This is a genomic window from Prosthecobacter sp. (assembly GCF_034366625.1).
Classification (GTDB): domain Bacteria; phylum Verrucomicrobiota; class Verrucomicrobiia; order Verrucomicrobiales; family Verrucomicrobiaceae; genus Prosthecobacter.
In genome coordinates this window covers 500562-526041 of record NZ_JAXMIH010000008.1, presented here as the reverse complement: position 1 = coordinate 526041, position 25480 = coordinate 500562, and the positions used below count along the sequence as shown (strand labels likewise).

21 protein-coding genes and 1 tRNA gene are annotated in these 25480 nt (G+C 60.0%); 11 read left to right on the top strand and 11 right to left on the bottom strand.

Translation table 11 applies throughout. From position 1 onward, the window contains the following. Positions 1-20: 20 nt before the first annotated feature. Entirely contained in the window at positions 21-1628 is a 1608-nt protein-coding gene (locus U1A53_RS10600) for a GDSL-type esterase/lipase family protein (RefSeq protein ID WP_322280719.1), read from the bottom strand. A 2-nt stretch (positions 1629-1630) separates the two neighbouring features. After that, positions 1631-2953, bottom strand: coding sequence for a neutral/alkaline non-lysosomal ceramidase N-terminal domain-containing protein (locus U1A53_RS10595; protein ID WP_322280718.1), 1323 nt, complete (start codon positions 2951-2953; stop codon positions 1631-1633). A gap of 52 nt (positions 2954-3005) precedes the next feature. On the opposite strand from U1A53_RS10595, the gene U1A53_RS10590 reads away from it, so the two are divergent. From U1A53_RS10590 to U1A53_RS10570, 5 genes are all read left to right on the top strand, one after another. Next, entirely contained in the window at positions 3006-3956 is a 951-nt protein-coding gene (locus tag U1A53_RS10590; RefSeq protein ID WP_322280717.1) for a mannonate dehydratase, read from the top strand. A 73-nt stretch (positions 3957-4029) separates the two neighbouring features. Further along, a complete protein-coding gene (locus U1A53_RS10585) occupies positions 4030-5475 on the top strand; it encodes an Nramp family divalent metal transporter (RefSeq protein ID WP_322280716.1) in 1446 nt (481 codons plus the stop codon). Between the two features lie 8 nt (positions 5476-5483). After that, positions 5484-6710 (top strand): mandelate racemase/muconate lactonizing enzyme family protein, encoded by a 1227-nt coding sequence (locus U1A53_RS10580; RefSeq protein ID WP_322280714.1) that lies wholly within the window; start codon positions 5484-5486, stop codon positions 6708-6710. Between the two features lie 75 nt (positions 6711-6785). Further along, positions 6786-7022, top strand: coding sequence for a UPF0175 family protein (locus tag U1A53_RS10575; protein WP_322280713.1), 237 nt, complete (start codon positions 6786-6788; stop codon positions 7020-7022). Continuing rightward, entirely contained in the window at positions 7019-7486 is a 468-nt protein-coding gene (locus U1A53_RS10570; RefSeq protein WP_322280711.1) for a DUF3368 domain-containing protein, read from the top strand. Before U1A53_RS10575 ends, U1A53_RS10570 begins: the two co-directional genes overlap by 4 nt. A 4-nt stretch (positions 7487-7490) precedes the next feature. Here the strand turns inward: U1A53_RS10570 and U1A53_RS10565 are convergent, their stop codons facing one another. The 4 genes from U1A53_RS10565 to leuC all read right to left on the bottom strand — a co-directional run bounded on the left by U1A53_RS10565 (position 7491) and on the right by leuC (position 11818). Next, the gene (locus tag U1A53_RS10565; RefSeq protein ID WP_322280710.1) at positions 7491-8069 is read right to left on the bottom strand and encodes a hypothetical protein; all 579 of its coding nucleotides are present in this window, start codon (positions 8067-8069) and stop codon (positions 7491-7493) included. 94 nt (positions 8070-8163) lie between these two features. Further along, on the bottom strand, positions 8164-9264 hold the full coding sequence (locus U1A53_RS10560; RefSeq protein ID WP_322280709.1) for an SGNH/GDSL hydrolase family protein: 1101 nt from the start codon (positions 9262-9264) through the stop codon (positions 8164-8166). A 9-nt stretch (positions 9265-9273) separates the two neighbouring features. Further along, the gene (locus U1A53_RS10555) at positions 9274-10365 is read right to left on the bottom strand and encodes an alpha/beta hydrolase (protein ID WP_322280707.1); all 1092 of its coding nucleotides are present in this window, start codon (positions 10363-10365) and stop codon (positions 9274-9276) included. Positions 10366-10402: 37 nt separating this feature from the next. Continuing rightward, entirely contained in the window at positions 10403-11818 is a 1416-nt protein-coding gene (leuC, locus tag U1A53_RS10550; protein ID WP_322280706.1) for a 3-isopropylmalate dehydratase large subunit, read from the bottom strand. Between the two features lie 106 nt (positions 11819-11924). On the opposite strand from leuC, the gene dctA reads away from it, so the two are divergent. Further along, the gene (dctA, locus tag U1A53_RS10545) at positions 11925-13169 is read left to right on the top strand and encodes a C4-dicarboxylate transporter DctA (RefSeq protein ID WP_322280705.1); all 1245 of its coding nucleotides are present in this window, start codon (positions 11925-11927) and stop codon (positions 13167-13169) included. Between the two features lie 23 nt (positions 13170-13192). Here the strand turns inward: dctA and U1A53_RS10540 are convergent, their stop codons facing one another. Further along, positions 13193-13735 (bottom strand): hypothetical protein, encoded by a 543-nt coding sequence (locus U1A53_RS10540; protein ID WP_322280703.1) that lies wholly within the window; start codon positions 13733-13735, stop codon positions 13193-13195. An 18-nt stretch (positions 13736-13753) separates the two neighbouring features. Beyond that, positions 13754-16267, bottom strand: a complete 2514-nt coding sequence (locus tag U1A53_RS10535) for a transglycosylase domain-containing protein (RefSeq protein ID WP_322280701.1) — start codon at positions 16265-16267, stop codon at positions 13754-13756. Positions 16268-16341: 74 nt separating this feature from the next. Here U1A53_RS10535 and U1A53_RS10530 point away from each other — a divergent pair, with 74 nt between their 5' ends. From U1A53_RS10530 to U1A53_RS10520, 3 genes are all read left to right on the top strand, one after another. After that, positions 16342-17415 (top strand): SAM-dependent methyltransferase, encoded by a 1074-nt coding sequence (locus U1A53_RS10530; protein WP_322280699.1) that lies wholly within the window; start codon positions 16342-16344, stop codon positions 17413-17415. Between the two features lie 6 nt (positions 17416-17421). Further along, on the top strand, positions 17422-18330 hold the full coding sequence (locus tag U1A53_RS10525) for a TIGR01777 family oxidoreductase (RefSeq protein WP_322280698.1): 909 nt from the start codon (positions 17422-17424) through the stop codon (positions 18328-18330). Between the two features lie 98 nt (positions 18331-18428). Beyond that, a complete protein-coding gene (locus U1A53_RS10520) occupies positions 18429-19307 on the top strand; it encodes an HAD family hydrolase (RefSeq protein ID WP_322280695.1) in 879 nt (292 codons plus the stop codon). A gap of 2 nt (positions 19308-19309) precedes the next feature. On the opposite strand, the gene U1A53_RS10515 is transcribed toward U1A53_RS10520, so the two are convergent. Next, a complete protein-coding gene (locus U1A53_RS10515; RefSeq protein ID WP_322280693.1) occupies positions 19310-20281 on the bottom strand; it encodes an SDR family NAD(P)-dependent oxidoreductase in 972 nt (323 codons plus the stop codon). 126 nt (positions 20282-20407) lie between these two features. Between U1A53_RS10515 and U1A53_RS10510 the strand changes: the two genes are divergently transcribed. Beyond that, positions 20408-21406, top strand: coding sequence for a hypothetical protein (locus tag U1A53_RS10510; RefSeq protein ID WP_322280692.1), 999 nt, complete (start codon positions 20408-20410; stop codon positions 21404-21406). 464 nt (positions 21407-21870) lie between these two features. On the opposite strand, the gene lptD is transcribed toward U1A53_RS10510, so the two are convergent. Further along, a complete protein-coding gene (gene lptD, locus U1A53_RS10505; protein WP_322280691.1) occupies positions 21871-24318 on the bottom strand; it encodes an LPS assembly protein LptD in 2448 nt (815 codons plus the stop codon). Between the two features lie 98 nt (positions 24319-24416). Beyond that, entirely contained in the window at positions 24417-25211 is a 795-nt protein-coding gene (gene lpxA, locus U1A53_RS10500; RefSeq protein WP_322280689.1) for an acyl-ACP--UDP-N-acetylglucosamine O-acyltransferase, read from the bottom strand. A 124-nt stretch (positions 25212-25335) separates the two neighbouring features. On the opposite strand from lpxA, the gene U1A53_RS10495 reads away from it, so the two are divergent. Beyond that, positions 25336-25422, top strand: a tRNA-Ser gene (locus tag U1A53_RS10495). The last annotated feature ends 58 nt before the right edge of the window (positions 25423-25480 follow it).

The window sequence follows — 25480 nt, the reverse complement described above, 5'->3', positions numbered from 1 at the left end:
GCCACGAGAAGAGACGCGTTTCATTTCTTCGCAGAGCGGATGACCGGCGCGAGCCACTTCGCGGTCTCATCGGCGATGACGTTGTATCCAGCGAGGTTCGGGTGGCGGTCACCGGCCCAACCGGGAAGGTGACCTAAAATGCCGTCGAGGCGGTTGTCGAGGACGACGACCGTTGGGTCGGTGCCAGGCTGAATGTAAGGCGTGGCGAAGGCGCGGAGGTTCTCGGGAATCTTGGAGAGAGAGTAGCGGCGATAGTTGAGCATGTCGGGGCCTTTCTTCAGTTCGGCCGTGTAGCGTGGAGCGATGTCGAAGAGCGTGAGTTTTTCCTCAGCGGCAACCTGTTTGATGAGCGCGTTGATGTCCTCATGCAGGTTGTTGAGCGCATAAGGGATGGCAGTCATCGGGATGAGCATCGCGTTCGGGTGGTCTTTGCGCAGGCGGGAAAGCAGTTCTTTGAAATCTTTGGGGAAGACGGTTTTGAAGTCTTTGACACGCGCCTGATCGTTCAGGCCGTAGCGGATGAAGATGTAATCGGCCTGCGGCTTGGTCTTCACGGCTTTGTCATAGCGTGTGTCGAGCAGACGGCGGATGTATTCGCCGCTGACACCTTCGTTGTACACATCGCAGGGCGGCAGATCGGGATTGGCGGCGAGCAGAATGCGGAGCGTGTCCTCGATCTGAGGTTCATCCGGCGCGAGTTTCTTTGGAATGCTGGCCTCCGTGGTGCTGTCGCCGAGCAGGATGATTTGCAGGCGCTTTTTTCCTGCGGTGGCCGCGCTGAAAGCAAAAGACTGGCCGCCGATGAGCTGGTCTGAGGTGATGGTGGGGCAGATGCGCTTCTCGACATGCTGGATGAACAGCTCCGTGCCGCGCACATGACTGACGAAGGGCCAGCGCGCGGGATTGTACATCGTGTCGGTCATGTCGCGCATGAGGACAACGTGCTTGCCGTTCTTCGCCATCTGCCGCAGCCCAAACGGTCGGCCGGCGACGCACATGTTGGTGTGGACGCCCATGAGGATGACGTTGTCGATGTTGCGTGCCTCAAGCAGGTTCCAAATCTCCACGCCGCTGTCGCTGATGGCGTCCTTGTCTTGATCGATGCGCAGCGTGTCGATCTGCTTCGTCCACGGTGCTTTCGGATTGAGGCCCTTGGCTTCAAGTTCCTTGGCCCAGGCAGCATGCTCGGCGGGATCGTCGTCTTCACCGCCGTCGGTTTGATCGAGCGGATACACGGCCATTTCCTCGGCGGGGATTTGTTTGCACCACTCGGCGATCTTGTCGGGCAGGCGAGCGGCGGCAGGTGCGGACTTCGTGCGCTCGCGTGCGGGAGTGCCTTCGTAGGGCTTCATGCAGGAACTCGGCGCGTGGATGATGAGCACGCCGTCCTTGCGGGCCTTTTCGAGCACTTCATTGAAACGCGGCGCCATCTCGCCCTCGCGTATCACGGCATTCTTGCAGTGATGCAGGTCCCACATGTCACACACGATGATGGCCGTGCGTGACGGGAGCCACGATTCTTTGACGAGCGTCGCTTTACCCGCTGGCGAGCGGGATTGCAGCGTGAGGGTGAGGTCTGCTGAGAAAGCAGACAGCGTGAGGGCGAGGAGGAGTGCGAGTGTCTTCATAACTATTTCGAGAGCTTCTTGTGCAGTTCGTGAACTTTGGTGGCGATGCGGTCTTCCACATCTTCCGCCCAGCCCGCTGCAGCTTCGTAGCCGCCTTCCTTGAGGACGCGGAGACTGGGGACGTAGCCGGTGTAGTCGTTCGAGTATCCGGCGACCCACACGCCGGCCTCGCCAGCGAACTCGCGCTTGAAGCGCAGCGAGTAATCGACCACCACCTCACTGCCGAGCGTGATGAAGGTGAGGTCGTTGCCGATCTTGATGACTTGCACGGGATACGGATGCGATTCGCGGCCCGGTTTGGCGTAATCGAGGACGATCTCCTCATATGCGGCACGGATTGGGCCTGCGACGGACCGTGGATTCACCGTGAGGGCCATTTCGACGGCATTGGAGAGCGAGCGGCCATGCTGCATCGACAATTCGAGGTCGGTGACACCGGGAACAACATCGCTGCGGCGCGGATACGGATTCTGATCGGCACCACAACCCATCAAGAACAGCGCGGTGAAGCCTGGTCGATGCTCTTGAAGATACTCCTGCGCGAAGCCGGCGTAGTCGCCACACCAGTTGTAGAAGCCGAGGCTGGTGTTGTGGCAGGCGTAGCCGAACAACGTGGCCCGCAGCATGCCATCAGGTGCTTCGACACGCAGCGCGGGAACCTCGTGATCCACGGGACCGTTCGGATTTGGCGCTTTGTTAGCGTTGGGATGATCGGGCGGCAGTGTGTAATCGCGCCGGCGGTTCATGGCGAAGCCGCAGCGTGCCTTGTTCCAGGTAAGCCGCGCGGGCTGCACATCGGCGAGCGCTTTGCCGATGATGCCGACGATGTCGTCTTGCAGCTTCTGCGTGTAGTCCCAGGCGTCTTTGGCCTTCGGGTTGTCCTTGTCCTTCTCGGTCAGCGGCGTCGTCCTCAACGACGGTCCGCTATGTGTGTGCGAGGCGTTCATGACCAGATTCGCCTGCGGCAGCTTGAACTCTTTCTCTGCACGCTCCGCCACGGCGTGACGCAGCAGTTGCGGCACACCGATGAGATCGAGCGTTACAAACACGAGCTTGTTCCCCTGCTCATCCTGCAAAGCGAGCGCCTTGGCGAAAAGATCCTGCACCTTACCCTCCGCAGGCTTGTTACGCGAGGCGTAGCCCGCCATGAAGAGCATCTTCTGTGGCGTCACTTTGGCGACGGCCACGCCAACCTTCCAGTTCGCCGGAACCTGCGGCGCGACGGACTTCGGCGGTGTTGGCGGCGACAGCGGCGTGGCTCCTGGTGGTGCGGCGATGACGCTGGTGGTGAACAGAACGGCGGTGAGAATTCCTCGGAGTGACATGCGCAAACTACGCTGCCATCCGCGTTGTTTGTTCACTCTCACCCATCACCGCATGCGCCTCGCCTCTGTTCTCACGCCGCTCGATGACCATCATCTGAAACTCGCGGCACAGTGTGGAGTGGAGGAAATCACCGTGAGATATCCTGGGACGAAGCTGGCGGATTTGCTGCACACAAAGGCTCAAATCGAGCGCCACGGCCTGAAACTCGGCATCATCGAAGGCTATCTGCCCATCGAGAAACTCAAGCTCGGGAAAGACGATGGCAGCGACATGGCGTCGATGAAGTTGCTGCTTCAGCACATGAACGAGGCTGAAATCCCGCTGCTCTGCTACAACTTCATGGCCGGCACTGACTGGGTGCGCACCAAGGTCGATGCAAAAGAACGCGGCGGAGCCTTGGTGACAGCTTTTGACCTCAAAGAAGCGGAAAAGGCGATGTCTTTGAGCGCGACGGCGAATCAGATCGGCAGCGAAACGATCACCGCCGAAGCCTTGTGGACGAACCTGGAGCGCATGCTGACCGAGTTGCTGCCCGTGGCCGAGAAATGCGGTGTCACTCTCGTCATGCATCCCGATGACCCGCCACTGGCTGAGTTTGCAGGCAAGGCACGCATCATGAACAGCGTGGAGAACTTCGAGCGGCTCATGCGCATCTCAGCGAGCAGGCACAACGCGATCTGCTTCTGCCAGGGCACTTTTGCGGCAATGGGTGTCGATATTCCAGCCACCATCCGCCGACTTGGGCCTTACATCCGCTACGTTCACTTTCGCGACGTGCGCGGCAGCGCCGAGATCTTTGCGGAGACGTTTCATGACAATGGTCCCACCGACATGGTGGCTGCCATGCGTGCGTATCGTGACATCGGCTTCACCGGTCCCATGCGGCCCGATCATGTGCCGCAGCTCGATGGCGAGGAAGACGGTGAGCCCGGCTACACCATGATGGGACGGTTGTTTGCGTATGGCTATATGCGCGGGCTGATGCAGGCGGCACAACAATGACGAAACCAGAATGCGGAATGACGAATGAATGCCCAAGCCACAACTGTCGAACCGTTCGTCATTCCTCCACACCATGAAACCTGAAACTCCTCCCAACCCTCCCCACGGCTGCCTCCCGCCCTGGAAGGTGGAGGAACTGCCAGCGCCGCTGCCGTTCAGCTTACGCAATGCACTGCGCACCATCGGGCCGGGGGCAATTTTGCTCGTGGGGGCGATTGGGATGGGGGAGTGGATCGCGGGGCCGTTGTTTGTGGTGCAGCATGGGCGCAGTGTGCTGTGGATCGCGACGCTGGCGTTTGTGCTGCAATCGCTCTTAAACCTCGAAGCGGTGCGCTACACACTCTACACGGGCGAACCGGTGCTCACGGGTTTCATGCGGATGAGGCCGGGATCGCGGGTGTGGGGCGTGTTTTATGCGCTGGCAGGTTTTGCACAGCTCGGCATGCCTGCGGCGGCAGCGGGATGCGCGGGTGTGGCGTTTGCGATGCTGCAAGGCCGTGCGCCGACGGATGGTGATGCGTCGATGGTGACATGGATCACGGTGGCAATCGTGTTGATCTCGGCGGTGGTGCTGGCGTCAGGAAAAAAAGTCGAGCGGCTGCTGGAACGGCTGTCGTGGATGATGATCCTTTTCATCTTCAGCTTTCTGCTGTGGGTGAATTTCACCTTTGTGCCGCTGAAGGACTGGATCAGCACGTCAGCGGGCTTTTTGTCCTTCGGCTCGATTCCTGAGAACGTCGATTTTGTGATGCTGGCGGTGTTTGCGGCCCTCGCAGGCAGCGGCGGCATCGGCAATCTCGCCATCGCGAACTGGTTTCGCGACAAGGGTTTCGGAATGGGTTCAAAAACCGGCAACATGGGCGGCGTGTGGAGCACGGAGCAGACGCTGGCTCCCGTGGGCAGCGTGTTTCCGATCAATGCGGAAAACTTGAAGCGCTGGCGCGACTGGTGGCGTTACGCGATCATTGATCAATCCGGCTTGTGGATGCTTGGCTGCATCGTGGGCATGTTTTTGATGGTGAATCTGGCCTCGTCGCTGTTTCAGGCGGGCATGCAGGTCTCCGGTGTCGCCGCAGGCGTTTTCCAAGCGGCGGAGATGCGCAAGCTATGGGATGGCTTTTGGTTTCTCGCGCTGATGAACGGCTTCTGGATTTTGTTTTCGACAACGCTGACGAATGTGGATGTGCTCGCCCGTGTGGTGGCCGACATGGCCTGGGCGGGTGGTGCGGTGCCGAAGAAAATGCCCGTGGGCCGGCTCTACGGCCTGCTGCTGCTCGGATTCACCGTCATCGCCTGCTTCGGCGCGTTCCTGGGCGATGCGAAACTGCTGCTCATGATTCTCGGCGCCACCGCCGCGCCGATCACGGCCTTCTCCGCGCTGCAAATCCTGCGGCTGAACACCACGCTGCTGCCGCGTGAGCTTCGTCCGCCGCTGTGGCGCAAGATTGCGCTCGTTTTGACCGCCTTGTTTTACGGAGCAATTTCGTTCGCCATGTTCCACCAGATTTTCTCCCATTGATCCACGCCATGTCACGCATCACCACCATCGAAACCGCCATTCCGTCCGGCATCATGCCGAACCTGCTGCTCGTCCGCATTCACACCGAGGATGGTTTTGTCGGCTGTGGTGAGACGTATTACACGCCTCATGCCATCGCGGCGTTGATTCATGACTGGATGGCAGAACGCCTGCTCGGCGCGGATGCGCTCGCCATCGAAGCGCACTGGCGCTTTATTTATGAGCGCTGCACGCCGTTTGGGCATCCAGGCGCGGAGATGCGGGCGTTGTCGGCCATTGATCTCGCGCTTTGGGATATTCTCGGCCAAGCCTGCAATCAGCCAGTGTATCGACTGCTCGGCGGGCCGGTGCGTGATGCGATTCCGGTCTATAACACGAGCGGCGGACCGAGCTACGGTGCGCTGGCGGGGACGAGCGATGTGCCACGTCATCCGGGCTGGCCGGGTTATGGCGACATCGGCAGCAAAGGCCCGCTACAGGACAACTGGGCATCTCATTTCGCCGCCGGTGATCTGGCGGAGGAACTGCTCGCCGAAGGCATCACGGCGATGAAGCTCTGGCCGTTTGATCGTGCGGCGCATCGTAATGGCGGCCTGCACATTTCGTGGACCGATGTCGAGGAGGCGATGAAGCCGCTGCGCGAGATTCGCGAGCGTGTGGGCATGAAAATGGACATCGCTATCGAAGGCCACGCCTTTTTCCAGCTTCCAGCGGCGGAGCGGATCGCGGAGGCACTGCGTGAGATCAAGCCGCTGTGGCTCGAAGACGTGCTGCGTGTCGATAACGCCGCCACGCTGGCCGATTTCCGCCGGAGAAGCGGGCTGCCCATCGCCGCGAGCGAGATGCTGCTTGGCCGGAAGGAGTACCTCGCCGTGCTGCAAGCACAGGCATGTGATTACTGCATGGTCGATCCCACCTGGAACGGCGGCATCAGCGAAACACGGCGCGTGATCGACATGGCGCAGACTTTCAACGTCCCCGCCACGATTCACGACTGCACCGGTCCGCTCACGCTGTTCAGTGGCCTGCATCTCGCCGCTTCATCGGCCAATGTCGTCTTCCAGGAGACGGTGCGGGCGCACATTCGCTCGTTCTATGACAAGCTGGTCGATACGCTGCCGGTGATCGCGAATGGCAAGGCGCAGTTGCCGACGGGAACAGGCTTGGGAACGAAGTTGAAGGATGAGTTGTTCCGCGAAGGGGTGAATGGGTGGAGACGGAGTGTGGTGAAATAGCGGGGTGCTGCGGGCTCGGAGACCCGCGCTCCGCTGGGAGCTTGCGCATCGAATGTCGAGTGATAGGCTTTCCCCATGCAAGTCACCCTGCCAACTCCTATCGAAGCTGCCCTGACTGCCGAAGACGTCAGGCTTGGTCTCGCGCTTGGTCTGTACGTCAGCGGGAAACTCGGATTTGGCCGAGCTTCCGAGGTTGCCGGACTTTCACGCCTGCAGTTTCAGCAGGCGATGGCGGGAAGACGTCTGGCGATGGACTACTCGCTTGATGATCTGGCGGAAGATGTGGCTGCAATCCACGCAAAGGCGGCATGATCGTCGTTTCGGACACCACGGCGATCTCGAACCTGCTCACGATTGGGCGGACAGATTTGCTGATCACATTGTTTGAGCGCGTGATCATCCCACCGGCAGTATGGACGGAACTTCTGGCTTTTCATCCTGAGGTGCCTGACTGGTTGGAAGTAGTGACCGTTTCGCAAGGGCAACGCGTACGCGACTATCAGCGTCTTGTTCACGCAGGAGAAGCCGAAGCCATCGCCCTGGCACTCGAAGTTCATCCTGACTGGTTGCTGATTGATGACTCGGATGGACGCCGTCTCGCCAAGCAAGAAGGTACGCCGGTCATTGGCCTCATGGGCGTGCTGCTCCTCGCCAAAGAGCAAGGTCTGCTGCCAAGCGTGAAACCGTTGATCGATGCCCTCGAGTCTCTGGCAGGCTTTTATCTCTCAGGCGCTGTTCGAGACGAGGTGCTTCGTCTCGCCGGAGAAGGTCACTAATCACTCAGCTCACTTCATCACTCCAGACTTCTTCAAACTTGAGGCCGGTAAAGCCCAAGGCGTGGTATTGCGCGTAGAACTCGTTTTCGGGATCATCGCGGCCAACGAGTGCAAACAGACCCACTCGTTTCATCTCAGGGATCTTGAACAGGTTGCAATCGCCGATCCGATCCGCATGGAAGACGAATTTCTGAACTTGGACAGCCACAGTGCCGTCTGGTGTCCATTCTGCTATGCTATTGCGACGGTCAAAACAGTTGTAGCAAGCGGTGGGATTGAACACATAAAACCTTTCATTAGTGCCATCCAACGTGGCAGGAAGCACCTCTCCTGAAAGCTCGATAATCTCCCCCAGATCGCTCTCCGCCACTTGACGGTCATAGGCCAGACACCCCAAGCTCAGATAATGAAAATTGCCTTTTCGTGTACATGTGGGATCGCGAACATAAAAGGATATGTCACCCCAATCTGGACGCATGTTTTCCAACTGAAAGAGCTTTAGATTCTTCCAGATTTGACGCTGTGTTGGAAGCAATGCCCAACAATTCAAATCAGATGATATGCTATAGATTTTCACAGCCACGAAGATAGTTCCTTCGAAAAATCCTTTTGCAGCTTGGAAGCTCTCTTGTCCAGAACATCTCGGAGTGCTGCGGGCTCGGAGGCCCGCGCTCCGTTCACAGCTTCGACTTCATCCACGAGTAAAAGCTCGCGCCGATCTGGGCGTAGCCGACGGGGTTGGGGTGGACCCCGTTGTTGTTGGGGTAGCCATCGACGGGGTCGAGGTTGAGTTCGGTGGGGACGAGGTGGATGCCGTTTTGTTCGCGGTTGGAGAGGCGCTTGAGCATGAGCTGGACGATGCGGTGCTGGATGCGCTTCCAGCCCCAGCGCGGGTATTTGTCCTGGTAGTTGGCGGTGAAGCCTTCCTGGCGTGAATTCGGCGGCGTGGTCAAACCGACGGAGAGGATGGCTTTGGGCGCGGCTTTATGAAACGCAGCTAGGAGTTTGTCGGCGTTGTCGAGGACGCTGTTGATGGTGGCGTCGGGCTTGGCGGGATCGGCACCGAAGCAGTCGTTGATGCCGAGGAGGAAGGTGACAACATCCGGCGGCTGGTTGTCGCAATGCTCTTTGAAGTAGCGGTTCAAATCGAAGACACCGGTTTTGCCATCCTTGGCTGGGAAGATGAAGGGGCTGGTGGCCTTGCGGGCGAGCGGCCCGGCGGTGACGCCGGGGGCTTCCGGAGTGAATTTGGTGAGGAAGGTGGTCCAGGCCCAGCCGCCATAGCCTTCATGCGCGACGCCGGGCTGCGCGCCTGCGGGTTTGTGCGTGCCGAGCAGGGTGAACTTTGGATTGCCGGGCGTGGCAAGCAGGCGGGCGATCTCGTTCGGGTAAACGGTCGCGTTGGTGAGGCTGTCGCCGAGGATGAGGAGGCGCAGCGGTTTGGTGGAGGCGGATTTGCGCGGCGAGATGTGAAGCGTGGTCTTGCCCTGCTCCAAGATTTTTCCACTGGCGTCTTTGACGGTGATGGCGAGCGGGTGATCGCCGACATCGCGATCCGTGGGTGTGATGGTCCAGCGGCGGGGTTCGTTAGTGCCGAGCTTGCAGGTGAATTCGAAGCGATAGGACTCGGGAGTCTCGGTGAGGACGATGTTGTCGTGGTAGATGCTCATCGGCACGTCCGGCGTGGCATAAACGACGGGCGGGAGGGTGAGCTGGAGATCTCCTGCGGAGACAGAAGCCGTAAAAGCGAGGAAGACGAGACTGAGGAGTCGATTCATGGCCTCCGATTACGGAGTCCCGTGAACGAATCGTTCCATGAAGCGAAGGATGGCGGAGATGGAAAGCTGGCCGCCGGGTGTGGAGGGGAAGTAATCGGTGCCGTGGGTGCCCCAGGGGAGTTCGAGGAAGTGATGATCGTCGCGATCTGCACGCAACTGAGTGAAGCGACGGCTGTGGCCGATACCGACGAGAGAATCGCGTGTGCCGTGGATGAGAAGTGTGGGCAGGCTGTGATGATCGATGAACTCGGTGGCGGAGGCGGTGCGGTAGGCTTCGGGCACTTCATCGGGATCACCGCCCATGTATTGGCGGACAAGCGTGAGTGATTTGAGCAGATCGTTCGGCACGGACCATTCATGCGCGAGGTGCATGTTCGGTGTGCCATACACGGCGATGCAGGCACGGGCGGCGAGTTCCGGCATGCTATAGGCGCAGGCGGTGGCAATCTGCGCCCCTGCGGAACGGCCCATGAGGACGATTCGCTCGGGATCGAGACCGAGTTCGCCAACGTGATCGCGAATCCAGGCCAGAGCGCGGCGTGTGTCCTCGGCCTGTGCAGGCCAGTGATGCTTCGGGGCGAGGCGGTAGCCAAAACTGCACACGACGTAGCCATGTGAAGCGATTTCGGCATTCGCTCCGGCGAATTCACCCGGATCGCCGCTGTCCCAGCCGCCACTATGGGCGATGAGCAGGCAAGGCAGCGGTTTGTCGGCTCCGAGAGGTCGATGAATCACCATGTCGAGCGATGTATCGTCGTCCTGCCAGTAGGTGCGGCGTTCTTGGCGCACTTTGAACCTGCCAAAGTGAAACGGCTGCCACAGACGCAGCCAGGAGAAGTGCAAACTTTGGTCACGAGCGATGCGTGAAGCCTGAAAAGCAGGAATCATCAATACCAGCGCCAGCGGAACGCACAGGCTCATGGCGATGAGGCCAAACGTGCCCTGCATGTTCGATGCGGGAAACAGCAACATGAGAGCCACCAGCGCGAGCCAATGACCGAATTCGAGCGTGACGAGCTGCAGCATCCACTGCCAGCGGGTCGGCGGCTTGATCCAGGCGTTCAGCGCCAACAGGGCGAGGATGAAGAGCGCCGGGAGCATGACGATGCGTGGAGGCGGGCAAGATTGCCCGCGCTACTCAGCCAGCAATCGAGAACACCTCGCGGGCATCAGCGACGCTGCCGGTGAGGGCGGCGGCGGCGACCATGACGGGGCTCATGAGGACAGTACGGCCCGTGGGGCTGCCTTGGCGGCCTTTGAAGTTGCGGTTCGAGGACGAAGCGCAGAGCTGGTCGCCGATGAGCTTGTCGGGATTCATCGCGAGGCACATGGAGCAGCCTGCGCCGCGCCATTCGAAGCCGGCTTCGCTGAAGATTTTGTCGAGGCCTTCCTGACGGGCGAGGACATCGACGATTTGCGATCCCGGAACGGCGATGGCTTTGACGCCAGCGGCGACTTTGCGGCCCTTGATGTACTTCGCCACTTCGCGGAAGTCGCTGAGGCGACCGTTGGTGCAGGAACCGATGAAGGCGACGTCGATCTTGGTGCCCTTGATGGGCTTGCCAGCAGGCAGCTTCATGTAATCGAGCGCGTCCTGGATGGAGATGCGTCCAGGCTCGGTGGTGGCGCTTTCAGGCGTCGGCACGTTTTCGGTGACGGCGATGGCCTGGTCCGGGCTGGTGCCCCAGGTGACGGTGGGCGGCACGTCTTCGGCCTTGATGTTCACGATGTCGTCATACACGGCGTCCGCGTCAGTGGCGACGGCACGCCATTTCTCGACGGTGTCGAGCCATTGATCTCCCTGCGGCGAATACGGGCGGCCTTTAAGGTATTCGAAGGTCTTTTCGTCAGGATTGACGTAACCGCAGCGCGCACCGCCTTCGATGCTCATGTTGCAGACGGTCATGCGCTCTTCCATCGACATCGCGTCGAAGAGGCTGCCGCCGTATTCGTAGGCGTAGCCGATGCCGCCGTTTGCACCGAGGAGGCGGATGATGTGCAGGATCACGTCCTTGGCATAAACGCCGGGGCGAAGCTGGCCGTCCACGTTGATGCGGCGGACCTTCATTTTGCCAAGGGCCATGGTCTGCGTGGCGAGGATGTCGCGCACCTGCGTGGTGCCGATGCCGAGGGCGATGGCACCGAAAGCGCCGTGCGTGGCGGTGTGGCTGTCGCCGCAGGCGATGGTGGTGCCGGGCTGGGTGATGCCTTGCTCAGGACCGACGACGTGAACGATGCCCTGCTTGCCGCTGGCGAGGCTGAAGTAGGTGATGCCGAAGTCCTTGGCGTTCTTGTTCAGTTCCTGGATCATCGCCTCGGCGAGCGGATCGGAAAACGGCGAGACCTGGCTGTCGGTGGGCACGATGTGATCGACCGTGGCAAAGGTGCGGTGCGGGTAGGCGACTTTCAGGTTCAAATCACGCAGCATGCCGAATGCCTGAGGGCTGGTGACCTCATGGACGAGATGCGTGTCGATGAGAAGCTGTGCCTGGCCGTTGGCGAGCGTGCCGACGACGTGCGAGTCCCAGACTTTTTCGAAGAGAGTTTTGCCCATGATGCGTGCGAATTGGAGGTTTGGAGGGCCGCGAGCCTAGCACGCACTGCGGACGGTGCAAGAAAGCCTCTTGGCTTTTGCCGCGAACCTGCCAGCATCCGCGCCCATGAAGTGGCTGAAAATTCTCTATGTGCAGGTGCTAATCGGGATCATTCTGGGCGTGCTGCTGGGGCTTTTTTACCCCGAAACGGGCACGAAGATGCAGCCGCTGGCGGCGATCTTCATCAAGGCGATCAAGATGCTCATCGCGCCGATCATTTTCTGCACCGTGGTCGCGGGCATCGCCAGCATGGGCGATCTGAAACGCGTGGGCCGCGTCGGCTGGAAGGCGCTGGTCTATTTTGAGGTGCTGACGACGCTGGCGCTCATCATCGGCCTGCTGGTGGCCAATATCGCCCAACCCGGCGCGGGCATGCCCTTGGAGGCTTCGGCCAAAGAGACCGCGAAGATCAGTGAGTTCGCCGACAAGGCACATGACACGAGCACCCTCACCTTTGTGATGAACATCGTGCCGAAGACCTTCGTGAGCGCGTTCACGGACGAATCGGTGCTGCCGGCCCTGTTTCTCGCCATTCTCGTCGCCGTGGCGATGTGCCAGATGCAGGAGCGTGGCCAGATCGTGCTGGAACTGCTGCATGCGGTCGGGGAGGTGTTTTTCAAGCTCGTGGCGATGATCACCAAAGTGGCTCCCATCGCGGCCTTCGGCGCCATGGCCTACACGGTCGGGTCAGAAGGCCCGGGCACGCTGGTGAAGCTCGCGAAGGTGCTGGGCTGTGTCTATGTGACCTGTGGGCTGTTTGTTTTCGTGGTGCTGGGCCTGATCTGCCGTTTTTGCGGCTTCAGCCTGTGGAAGGTGCTCGTGTTCATCAAAGACGAGATCCTGCTGGTGCTCGGCACCTCATCTTCCGAGACCGCGCTGCCGCAGCTCATGAAAAAACTCGAAAATGCCGGCTGCGACAAGTCCGTGGTCGGCGTGGTCATTCCTTCCGGCTACTCCTTCAATCTCGACGGCACCTGCATCTACCTCACGCTCGCCGCGTTGTTCGTCGCGCAGGCCACGAACACACCGCTGACGCTCGGGCAGCAGCTCATGCTGCTCGGCGTGCTGCTGCTGACCTCCAAAGGCGCGGCGGGCGTCACGGGCGCGGGCTTCATCACGCTGGTGGCCACGCTTTCCACCATCGACACCGGCATCCCCGTCGCCGGACTGGCGATGCTCATCGGCATCGACCGGTTCATGTCCGAGGCACGCGCCTTGACGAATCTCGTGGGCAACACGGTCGCCACCCTCGTCGTGGCGAAGTGGGAGAGAGGATTTGATGCGGAGAAGGGTGCGATGCTGCTGAGGTGACGGACAACGAATGTGAATCGTCATCAAGAAGGAAACTCGATGCCTGTCAGTGCCCTCAAAAAATCGAAGCCTTGTTCAAACTGGCCAAATTTCCATTGATCCCGCCACCAAAATGCTTTGCGACCGCGTGTCTTGGCATTCCATTCCCGCAGGTATTTGGAAATCGTCTTCTCAGGCACGCCCCAGATGCTGGCCAGCAACGAAGGCTGGCCTAACTCGGGCTTGTCCAGCCCCCACATGGACGGCAGTGGCATGAAGCGATCAATCACCAAGCCGTTTTGATAGAGAAGATATTCCCAGGCCACATGGTCCTGGAAGAGAATCCTCAGCCAAGGATGACTTGAATGGCGTCCAATTTCGGTTTGCAACTCATGATCTTGCCCACGTGCGTTGCCACTGGCCCAGACTGCCACCGAATGAGCGTGGCTGGCTATCAAAATGTCCGCGTCATAGTCAAACTTGCGAGCATTCACCGACAGCCTCCAATCAGGATTGATCTGTGTCAACCGTCCAACGACATCCTGCGCTGTGGTCTTTGGATAGACGGCTATGCTTGAGTTGGACATGATCGCCTGAGCATCTAATCACAAATCAATCTTCATCGGCGGCGGTGGAGCCAGTTTGAGAACGGGGCCGTCATCAGCCGCTTCCACGGCATCAACAGGGATGGCTTTGCGGATCGGAGTGCCGTCGTCGTTCACGGGGCTGGCGCGAGGGACGGCCTGCTCGGCGTTGTAGGGATCCTCGCCGATGATGGTGAGCGCCTTCATGCGCACGGGCTCGACGTGAACCCATTTGGCAGCGTCCGCGATGAGCGGGGCGGAATCAATGCCGCCGACGGGCATCTGGTAGCGGAACTGCTCCATCTCCTTCGGCAGGCCCTCGCCAGTGTGCTGGCTGCAGAAGCCCTCCAGCGGTGTGCCGGGGCGCAGGTACTCAAAGTAGGTGGCGCGCAGGGATTTTTCACGGCCGTCGGGGCCTTTGATTTTCTCGTAGCAGTAATCGGTGGCGCGCTGGTTGCTGCGCTGGCACATCTCGACGCGTTCAGCGGTCTGCGGCGGGGTGATTTCCTGCGGCACGTAGCGGGCGGCGCTGGCGTTCACCATGTCCGTCCACACGGGAAGCACGATGCGGTTGGAGAAAGCGCCAGGGTAGATGGTCTTCTGCTTGTCAAAGCCGGCCCACACGCCGCAGGTGACGCGGGAGGTGTAGCCGAGGAACCAGAGGTCCTTGAACTCGTAGTGCGTGCCAGTTTTGCCGCCGGCCACGAACTCACCGAGCTTGTAGTCGGTGACCGCCGGGCTGCCGGTGCCGCGATGCAGGGCATCAACGAGGCAGGTGTGCGTCTGATACGCCGCGATGGGGTCCATGCTCTGCACACTCTGCAAGGCGGAGTCGGCGATCTGGAAGACGGCCTTTTCGTTGCTGTCGGTGATGCGCTGGATGAGGTTCAGCTTCTGCGGGCGGCTGCCGAGCGTGGGAAAATTGGAGTAGGCCAGGCACATCTCGCTCAACCGTGCCTCGCTCGAACCGAGGAAGGTGGAGGGATAATCGCGCATCTCGGAGGTGATGCCGGCCTTCTGCGCCACCTGCTTGACCATCGGCACGCCCACACGCTCGCCGAGGCGCACGGTGGCGGAGTTGCGGCCATGCACGAGCGCCTCACGGGAACTCATCGGCGCCTGCGACCACTTCGGATCGTCCACCTCCGCGCCCCATTCACCCAAGATGCCGGTCAAACCACCGATCATGACGCGGCGGTTGTCCAGCGGCGCATCTTCCACCTTCGTGCCGGGATAGATGCCTGGGCTGCTGAACGCGGCGGCATAAACGAGTGGTGTGAAGGCCGTGCCTGCCGGGCGCACGCCATCGGTGGCACGGTTAAACTGGCTGTCGCCGAAATCACGCCCGCCTACCATAGCGAGGATGCTGCCGTCCTTGTTGTCGATCATCAAAGCTGCGGCCTGCAAATACTCCGGCATCGGTTTCGGCGTGGCGGGATCGATCTCACCGCGTTTCAGGCGCGCACGGTAGTCGGAGATGATGGCGCGGAATTGCTCGAAGGTCTGATGCTCGTAGCCCTGGCGCTTTTCGAGCTCGGCCATGCGCTTGCTGATCGCGTCCTCGGCGGATTTTTGCAGATCCTGGTCGATGCTGGTGTAGATGCGGAATCCGCCGATGGAGGCACGGTCCTCGCCGACGAGGTCCACCACCTCACGCCGCACAGCATCAAAGACGTAGCTCAGGCGCGGGTCGGTGCTCTGCGGGGCGGTGATGAGCGGCTTGTTTTTGAGCTTCTCGGCCTCCTCCTCGGTGAGCGTGCCCTCGCTGACCATGCGGTCGAGCACGTAGTTGCGCTCCTTGAGCGCACGCTGCGGATGCTTGACGGGCTGGATGTTGTTCGGACTTTTGATCAGGCCGACAATGGTGGCCGACTCCTCGATGGTGAGCTCGTTCACGTCCTTGCCAAAGTAACCGCGTGCCGCCGCCTGCACGCCGTAGAAGTTCGCGCCGAAGAAGATGCGGTTCAGGTAAAGCTCCAGAATCTCCGGCTTCGAGAAGTGCTTTTCAACGCGCTGGGCGATGAAGGCTTCGAGGATCTTCCGCTTGTAGCTCTTTTCCAGGAGCTTGAAGGTCTGGCGCGCGAGCTGCTGCGTGACCGTGCTCGCGCCCTGCGTCACCTCACCGGCCTGAAAGTTCAGCCAGACCGCACGCATGAGGCCGATGTAATCGACGCCGTCGTGCTTGAAGAAGCGCGAGTCCTCCTGCGCCACCAGCGCGTCGATGAAATGCTGCGGCACGTCGGTGATCGGCACCGGGGTGCGGTTCAGCACGTAGAGGCGGGCCATTTCATCGCCATTGCGGTCGAAGATGATGCTGGCAGACTCCAGTTTCTTGAGCTCTTCGAGATCGTATTTTTCCGCATCCCGCCGCAGCGGCGCCACCACCACGCTGTACACGCCAAACGCGGCCACCACGCAGAGCAGTGCAAAGGCCGCCAGCGCGCTGAACCAGCCACGACGGTAAAATGGCAGTTTCAGGCCGGCTTCGCCGCGCCAGTTGCGCTCGGGCTTGGGATCGGGATCATCTCGATACATGGCTGGGGGGAAGAAGTTGGGCAGGCAAACTACCCGCCCTTCACATTTCGCGCCAGTTCTTTCCCGTCCTCCGCATGTCTCCCCTGCCCCAGATTCTCCGCGCCCAGCTTGCCGCCACGCCTGCCGGGAGGCTGCCCTTCGTGCAGATCATGGAGCTGGCGCTCTACCATCCTGAGCATGGCTATTATGGAGCCGGACTACGCCGAATCGGCCGACAGGGCGATTTTTTTACCAGCGTGAGTGTGGGTCCGCTGTTTGGAAAGCTGCTGGCCATGCGGGCGATTCAAGAATGGAAGGAGCAGGACGAACCAGAGAATTTCACCATCATCGAGCAGGGCGCGCATGACGGACAGCTCGCCGAGGACGTTTTGAGTGCCCTTGAGGGCAAATCCATGCGCTACCTCATCGTGGAGCCGAATCCGAAGTATCGTGAAGTGCAGACCAAACGCCTTGGTGACCGCGTACAGTGGGTGGATAATCTCGCCGCGCTGCAAACCGGCCCCAAGCATGCCTTTTTCCTCTGCAACGAGCTGCCTGACGCCTTTCCCGTGCATCTCGTGCGCTGGAACGGCGAGCGCTGGCGCGAGCTTTTCGTTGAAGCCGACGGCACCGAAGCCTTTCGTTTCGTCGCGGGTGATTTTTCCTGCGACGAACTGGCCGAGGAGGCTAAACACCTGCCGCACGATCTCGAAACCGGCCACACACTCGAAATCAATCTCGCCATGCTCACGTGGATCCGTGAACTGGCCCACGCGGCGTTTCGCGGGGCCATCTTCATTGCCGACTACGGCCTCGACGCCGAGGAATTCTTTGCCGACTCACGTGCCAGCGGCACCATCCGCCGCTACTGGCAGCATCACATGGATGGTCATGTGCTGGAAGACCTCGGCGCATGCGATTTGACCACGCACATCAATTTCACTCGCCTGGTCGACGAAGCTACCCGCCACGGCATGAAACAACGTGAATACGACCTCCAAGGCCGCGTGCTGGGCCGCATGGGGCTGACATGGATGGAGAGCCTGCAAGGCAAGGTTCCCGACAGAGCCACCGCAGCCCTCATCCGCCAGTTCAACTCCCTCACGCACCCGGCCATCATGGGCCGTTCGTTCCGCTGCCTGATTTTGGACAAACCATCCGCGCCCTGAAACGTTATGAAGGTTATGCGTATCGGCATCACAGGCGCCACAGGTTTTATCGGCGGGCATCTGGCGCTGCTCGCACAAGGCAGCGGGCATGAAGTGATCGCTTATTCACGCAGGGCAGGTTCGTTTGTCCCGATCTCGCAGGAGACCCTGTATCAGCCGAAAAAAGAGCCGCATGCGCTGCCAGAGACGAGGCTGGACGCGCTGGTGCATCTTTCTGGCGAATCTTTGATGGGGCTGTGGACACATGAGAAACGTGACCGCATCTGGAAAAGCCGTGTGGACTTCACGGAGGCGCTGGTGGCGCATCTGGGAACATGGCAGGTGGAAAACCGGCCCAAGATGCTGGTGTGCGCGTCAGGCGCCGGGTTTTACGGCAACAGCCACGACAAGCCGGTGGATGAGAGTTCGCCGCGTGGTGGCGGTTTCCTGGCCGATGTGTGCGCAGGCTGGGAAAAGGCGGCGCTGCGGGCGGAAGCGCTCGGCATGCGCGTGGTGCTGCTGCGCACGGGCATGGTGCTCGGCCGTGATGGCGGGGCGTTTCCGCTGTTGAAGCGCGTGTTTGGTTTCGGTCTCGGCGGCAGGCTGGGCTCAGGGACGCAATGGATGTCGTGGATTCACGTCGAGGATGCCGTGCAGATCATTTTGAAGGCCATTGAAACTGAAACGGTACGGGGACCGGTGAACCTGTGCGCGCCAGACGAGGTGACGAACGCGGAGTTCACGCAACAACTGGCCGCAGCACTGAAGCGGCCCGCTCTTTTCCACGCACCCGCCTTTGCGCTGCGCCTGCTCCTGCGCGGGATGGCGGATGAGATGCTATTGGGCGGACAGCGAGTGATTCCTCGCGTTGCGACGGAGATGGGCTACGGTTTTGTGCATCCGACTCTCTCCAGCGCGTTCAAGGCGTTGATCTGAGTATACGGTGGTTGATGGTCGTTTACAGTGGTTGACGATTGTCCCAAACCACTGTCAACCATCGTCAACGACCGTAACCAACCGTCAACTTCCCCGTCATGGCATCCCAACAGACCACCATCGGCATCATCTACGATTACGACCAGACGCTCAGCCCGACTTACATGCAGGATGAGACGTTGTTCCCGCACTTCGGGATCAATCCCGGGCAGTTCTGGAAACGCAGCCGCGAGCTGGTCGATACCGAGGGCTACGATGGCGAACTGGCCTATCTGAAGTGTATGCTGGACTACCTGGACATGGACCGGCCCACGAATGAGGATCTGCGGAAGCTGGGCACCAAGCTGCGTTTCTACAAGGGCGTGCCCGAGCTGTTTGACGAGTTGAACAACGTGCTGAACGACCAGCATCGGTTGCTGGGCGTGAAGATCGAGCATTACATCGTCTCCAGCGGCCTGAAGGCCCTGCTGGACGGCAGCGCGCTGGCGCCGTTCGTGAAGCGAATCTTTGGCTGCGAGTTTGGCGAGGACAAAAACGGCCGCATCACCTTCCCCAAGCGCGTGATCAGTCACACGACGAAGACGCAGTACATCTTCCGCATCAACAAAGGCATGCTGGAGCCGCACGAAGATGTGAACGACCACATGGCGCACGAACTGCGGCCCATCCCGTTCCAAAACATGATCTATGTGGGCGACGGGCCGACGGACGTGCCCTGCTTCACGCTGATGAAACGCTACGGCGGTCATGCGGTGGCAGTGTACAACCCTGATGAGACAAACCGCAGCAGCTTCCGCAAATGCTACCAGCTCACCGGGCTGGCGGACCGCGTGAAACACATCGCTCCCGCCGATTACCGCCCCGGCAGCCACCTGCGGCTGCTGCTGGAGGAGATGGTGCTCGACATCGCCGACGGCATCGTACGCAAGAAGCGCCAGGAGATCGAGGACGGCACGGTGTCAGCGCCGCATTTTTGAGTTCAGCTCACCGCAATGCCGCGTGAGCGCATGTCGCGGAACCATTCGACGTATTGGGGCACGCCTTGGGCAATGGTCGTCGTCGGTTTGAAACCGATCAGAGCTTTTGCCTTGCTCACATCCGCGGAGGTGATGGGCACGTCGCCGGGCTGGTCCGGGAGCTGGTTGCAGGTGGCTTTTTTGCCGAGCGCCTGCTCGATGGTGGCGATGAGATCGTTCAGCGAGACGTTTTGCGAACCGCCGAGATTGAAAATTTCGCAGATCGGGCCGGTGCGGTAGTTCAGCGAGCCAATGATGCCATCGACGATGTCGTTGATGAAGGTGTAGTCGCGCCGCGTGGTGCCATCGCCGTATTTGTCGATGGGCTGGCCGTCCTCGATGAGGCGGGTGAACTTGGAAATGGCCAGGTCAGGGCGCTGACGCGGGCCATAGACGGTGAAGAAGCGCAAGCTGACGGTCTTGATGCCGTAGAGGTGGCTGTAGTTCGAGCACATCTGCTCGCCGGCCATCTTCGTCATCGCGTAGGGGCTGATGGTTTGCAGGATGGGGTCGGTCTCGGCGAAGGGAACTTTTTTGTTCACGCCGTAGACGGAGGAACTGCTGGCGGCCACGAAGTGCTTCACCCCCGTGCGACGGGCGGCTTCGAGCAGGTTGAAAGTGCCTTTGATGTTCGTGTCGATGTACAGCTCCGGCTGCTCGATGGAGGGGCGGACGCCGGCACGGGCGGCCAGATGGATGACGGCGTCAAACCGGCCCACGTCGAAGGTTTCGGCGACAAAAAGGGGATCGGTGATGTCTCCTTGGCGAAATTTCACCTTGGGGCCGAGCGCCTTGAGGTTTTCGCGTTTGATGGCGGGATTGTAGTAGTCGTTGAGGCTGTCGATGATGGTGACATGCCCGGCGTCATCACGGAGCAGTCGTTCGACGGTATGGGAGCCGATGAAACCAGCCCCGCCGGTAACAAGAATGTTCATGAGCGCGGATTTACGGGCAATCGACGGACAATTGCAAGACATGAGGAGAAAGGGATTGACGCAAGGGTGCAGATTTCGCTAAATGTGTGCGGAATTCTCAGAATCCCCTTTTTACGTCCCTGAATCATGAGCGAACCCGAAAACACGCCACCACCACCGTCAGGCTCGACGCCCAAGACGGCTGCCGTCCCACTGAAAAAAGAAACCGTGCGCATCACCCTGCGCGGTCGCCCCGGAGCAGGTGTCACCCAGCCGCGTGAGGCCACCTCCCCTGTTTCGCCAGCCACGGGCGGGATTCCAGCGTCCTTGAACACGACCTCGGTGGTTCCCATGATGGCCAAAAAGGCCACGGCCCCAATTCAACTGCCCTCGGCTCCGCTGCCGCCGCCCGCACCCAAGTCAAGCACCTCCCCGGTGAAGCTTCCTGCGCCGCCGATGTCGCCGCCGTCGAAAAAGACCACGTCTGCCATTCCCGTGGCTTCGTCGCCACCCCCGTCGGCACCAGCGCCTTCCGGCTCGATGCCCCCGCCCGCCGCCCGTCCGACCGCACCGCCTATGGCACCCAAGCCACCCGGCGCACCGACGGCACCACGTCCCACCGCACCGCCCATGGCAGGCCTTCCGGCAGCCACCCGCCCTCTCAGCCAAAATCCGGCCGCCCCAGCTCCGCGCACCGAAACCGGAGCCCCCACCGTTCCGTTGCAAAAACCCATGGCTGGCGGACCACGCGCTCCGGGAACAGGCACCGGCCCCATGACCGGCGGCCCAACGGCTCCGCTGCCGAAAGCGACTGTCAAACTGCAGCCTACCCAGGCCATGCAGCGTCCTTCCATCTCCGCACCGCCCAGCGCTCCCGTAAAACGCAGTGCCGCTGCCGACGCGGAGCAATTTTATGAGGAAAAGGATCCCGAGGCAGGCCTGGTGCCGCTGTCGGTGATCTGCTTCCTGCTTTCCGCTGTTCTCATGGTGGTTCAGATGTTCGGGGCGGATGCCGTGAAGTCCGATCCGACCGGTGAATCCCCCATCATGGTGCCTATCTCCAACCAGCAGGGCTGGGAAAGCCGCAACGCCATCACTGGCGTGTGGACCAACAAGTTCAAAGACACCCTGCTGCCGATTCCCTGAAGACAAGGCACCTGATCGAATTTCCATTTCAATCCTTCTCACGTCATGCCTCTCGCCTGGTTAGTTTTCCTCCTCGCCGTCGCCACCTTGGCGCTTAATTTCCTCGCCAAAAGCGGTGGGGCGATGTGATGTCCGTTGCCGGGGAACCTCAAGTTTTCTTGTCTGCTAACAAGCGGTTCTCACGGGCCTTTGGCACAGGCATGGCATCAGTAATAATGTCAGGCGACGCGCGAAGTCACCTGTCATGTGGCTCGATTGAAATTGGGCGTCTCAAGACCCCGAGTTACTTTAGAACCCGGCGTGCTTCATGGGTGACGCTCATGAGGCCATCCGATGGGTATTGAACTGATCTGTCTTTGGGGCAGGCCAAAAGGCTTTCCGCAAGAGACATGAAGACTTGCACTGTCTCCCACAAGCCCTGCTGGTTAGCGATAGCGAATGACTTTGATGTGGCAGGAACGCCGCTACTGCTTGCCGCCGCGACCGGTGGGGTTCGGGTCGATGTCCAGGTCGAAATTGAACTGTGGGAAGTCCTTGAGTGAGAAGGTGAGCAGGATGCCAATATCAGAGGCACCGTTGCGGTTGTCGCGGGCCATCAAGCCGATGGAGGCCACCCAACTGCTGAGGTCACGTGAGAGATTGTAGCTCTGGAACTCCAGCGTGCCGTCGTCCGCCTCGTAGATGTGGTTCATGTTGAAACCGTAATTTTCCGTCAACCGGGCGAAGAACCGCGTGTAAACCAGGCTGCTGTCCCGGAAGAACGGGTGATCGGAGATGAACTGGTGCCCAAACTCCAGGGACGTATATCTGGATGGCAGCCAGATTATGCTGTTATTAATTTCGGTAAAGCTGCCGATACCGCTGCTGATGGGTAGTTGCAGATCGGACTTCACCGTGATCCATGGCACCGGCCGCCAGAAGATTTCATTGTAGAAATTGGAGATGTCTCGACCAAACTCCGGGTCTTTGGCAAACACGTCCACATAGGTGTTCATGCCCGCCAGGGTGTAGGTCTGGCTGTCACCACCCTCGGGCGTTTCGAGAAAGCTGCCATAGCCGCTGCTGGTAATGTAATCACGCTTCGTTTGCAACAGATTGCGAAAGCCCAGGCGTGCCACATTCCATGAGCGCAGGCTGTCCACTGCGGTGAACAGAGAAACGTCGATCGAACGTGGCCGGGTGGTCGGTGAAAGCCTGTCGATGGCGGGCAGTCCGGCGTCTTGTTTGGCATCCAGGTAGGAGTAGTTCAGGTAGGGCTGGAACACATGCCGGAGGCCGTTGATGCCGAGAGATTCCACCTGCATGTCGCTCCACGTTTTGGTGAGCTTGAAGGAGACATCCAGACCGAGATGAACGATGCCACGGGTGAAATTCTGGAGTCCGGTGATGCTCCCATCAATGCTACTATAGCTCGTCACGCCTGCGCCGATGCGTGGTGTCACATTCAGCCAGCCCATGTAAGTCTTGGGATACAGCAATTCGTGATATGTGTGAAAACGGGCGAAGTCCGGTTCCTGCAGCCGGCTTGAAATAACTCCCAGCCCTTGTGTGACATCTGCCGCAGTCAATCCGACGTCCCTTGGCCGTCCAACCAGGCTCAGATAAGAGGCGGTGGCGGTTCCCAGCGGATCGCCAAACACGCCCGGCAATCCACCGAGTCCAAGCGTCTGTAACCGCAGCAGTTCGGCCTGCTCCTGCTTGCCCACCACTTCGTTGTAAAGGCCGGCGGAGATGGTGCCCTGATGGAAAATGCCCGAATGCCACAGCGGCCTCCGGGTAAAATCGACGGAAATCTCAGGCAGACGCGTCGTCGTCCGGTAGAAATTGTTCATCTTGAACTTCGCCATCAGGGTGGCGACGTAGGCCTCGTTGGTATGAACGAGGGATATCAGATTGTCCGGCTCGCGATTGGTGCGGAAGTCGTTGAAGAAGAAGTCCTCGTAAAAATGGATGTCACTGATCTTGTTGAGGTCGAAGTCCAGATACCAAGTGCTCACGTCCGGGCCAGGGAGGTATATGCGGTGCTGAAAATTCACCCGATAGCGCTTTTCATTCACCGGGTAGCGTATGCCACCTGACACATTCGTTGAAGAAGAGCTGTCACCGACCGCATACAGCTTCAGCGTGCCAAAGTTCTGCTGGTTCTGCATGTGACGCAGGGAAATGAAGTCCACGCCACCGCCCACGCCACGCTTGCTGCGCAGGTCAAACTTGTACTTGGCCAGGGTGTGATCACCGTGGATGAAGGAATACTGGGTCAGCAGGAAGGCACCCCAGCGGCTTTGATAACCAGGACTGATCCGGTAGCCCACCTCACTCTGGAGGGACTGCGAAAACTTCGGCAGATAGAAAAACGGCGTGTCCCCGCCATAAACCTTCACATTGTGCAAGACTGCGCTTTCACCCGGGATGACCGTCAAGTCCTTGGCTCCGAGACGAAAATTTGGATTCTGTATGTCATGCGAAGTGAGAGTGACTCCCGTGGCTTCGATCTGGTTCTCCAGTTTGCTCTTTGATTTAAAATCCTCCGCCTTGTAAATGAACATGCCCGATCCAGCAGGCATGCCAGAAATCACATTCTGACCCGACATCTCCCCCGTGATGGAGTTGTAGGTGATGGAATCCCCCCGATAAATCGTTCCCGCACGCCAGATCGTCACACCATCTCGGGCGATCACCTCGCCCGTGGTCTGGTTGTATTGGGCGCTGCCGCTGCGGATTTCAACGTCACCATACACGATATTCACGTCTCCGGTCACGGTGACGATGCCTGTTTCAGGGTCCATCGTGGTCGTCAGGCCGCGAATGTTCAGATCAGTCGTGAGACTGTCGAGGAGGGATTGCCCGCCCGCCGTCCCGGCTGCCGCCAGGACGCAAACAAAGGCCGTCACGCAAAATCTGGGAAAGTTCATAGCACGGGAGGACATCGCCCTGCGGAGGCAGACAATGACAGCCTTTTCAATAGGCTAGTGGTGTCCCGGTGACAAGAAAAAGCCGGACTTTTTTCGCCTTAATCATCCCCCCGGCCACGGCGCACAGGGCAAATGCCTTTTTTGCTCGGTGCCTGCACGAATTCCAGCAGCCGCCGGGCCTTTTCGGGCCATTCCCTCGCCGACGCCCGTTCCACCGCCTGACTCAGGTTCATCCCGCCGCAAAACAGCAGTTGAAACAGTTCCTTGATCGCCCCCCGGTCCTCCGCGCTAAACCCCTGGCGACGCAACCCGATCACATTCAATCCCGTGATCCGGTTCAGAAGCCTCGCACCGCAGCAGTAGTGCGGTATGTCCTTGCTGAACGCTCCATTTCCCTGCACCACGCAGTAATCCCCGATGCGCAGGAACTGGTGAAACACCGCCCCGCCGCCGAGGAACGTGTGACTCCCCACATGAATATGTCCGGCCAGCAAAACGCCATTCGCCAGGATGTTCCGGTCCCCCAGCGCCACGTCATGCGCCAGGTGACAGGTCGCCATGAGGTAATTCTCATCGCCAATACGCGTCACCCCTCCCGACTTGCTGCCGCGATGAATCGTCACATGCTCGCGAATCACATTCTTTTTGCCCAAAACCACGCTGCTCTCCGTGGCGGGATCAAACCCCAGATCCTGCGGTTCCCCGCCGATCACCGCCCCACGCCCGATCCACGTCCCCTCCCCCACCACCACATGCCCCACGAGCTGCGCATGCGCCTCGACTTTACAACCCGCGCCGACCTCGGCCGCGCCGTCGATCACAACGTACGGCCCAATTGCGGCCGTAGGGTCGATTTGCGCACGCGGGTCGATCAAAGCAGTGGGATGAATCATGCGCTGCGATCATGCACGCCGCCTCCGCCGCGATCAATCCCGAGCTTGCGCCATTCTCCCGCAAACTTCCGCTTTGCACAGCGCCGCCCGTTGCGTACTATCGCCGCTCCGCAACGCAGCACCAGGAGAGGTGGTCGAGTGGTTTATGGCTCCAGTCTTGAAAACTGGCGTGGGGTAATTCTCACCGTGGGTTCGAATCCCACCCTCTCCGCGCGAGCTTGTGAGCATCAGAGCAGCCCGCCCCCCGATAGTTCGGGGGTGCTGCATGA